This is a genomic window from Neobacillus drentensis (genome assembly GCF_036966985.1).
GTDB classification, from domain to species: Bacteria; Bacillota; Bacilli; order Bacillales; family Cytobacillaceae; genus Neobacillus; species Neobacillus drentensis_E.
In genome coordinates this window covers 1,585-1,925 of record NZ_JBALSN010000326.1, presented here as the reverse complement: position 1 = coordinate 1,925, position 341 = coordinate 1,585, and the positions used below count along the sequence as shown (strand labels likewise).

Sequence of the window (341 nt, the reverse complement as noted above, 5' to 3'; positions counted from 1 at the left end):
ATTCGGGTCATAGTTCAGGTAGCCTGGGGATGTTTATTTATCTAAATAATGATTGTACATTTCTAAGCATTCTAGCAATTCTGCTCGATATACCATTAATGCCTTTTTTATTGTTTCATTGTGATTATTATTCAGTTCATGGTTGCATTTCTCTAATTCCAACGACTTAATTGCAGTAAGATCATGATAAATATTTGTTAGATTGTTCATGTCCCCGAAACTCCAACTCCTCTAGCAAACTTTTTATGTTTTTCTAATAGAATTGACACTATTTTTGTTTTTTATACTAGGTTTTGGTGGCGTTTCTAATTGGTTACAGGACATACTATTTTGATTTATGA

The 341-nt window shown here is 31.4% G+C and carries 1 protein-coding gene; it reads right to left on the bottom strand.

The genetic code is table 11. The features are described 5' to 3' along the window. Positions 1-33 precede the first annotated feature (33 nt). Positions 34-210: a hypothetical protein gene (locus V7659_RS20490; protein WP_335541842.1), complete on the bottom strand. Its 177-nt coding sequence runs from the start codon at positions 208-210 to the stop codon at positions 34-36. Between the last annotated feature and the right edge of the window lie 131 nt (positions 211-341).

Coding starts and splice junctions, on each gene's coding strand:
- V7659_RS20490 (WP_335541842.1), bottom strand. CDS start 210: ATGAACAATCTAACAAATATTTATCATGATCTTACTGCAATTAAGTCG.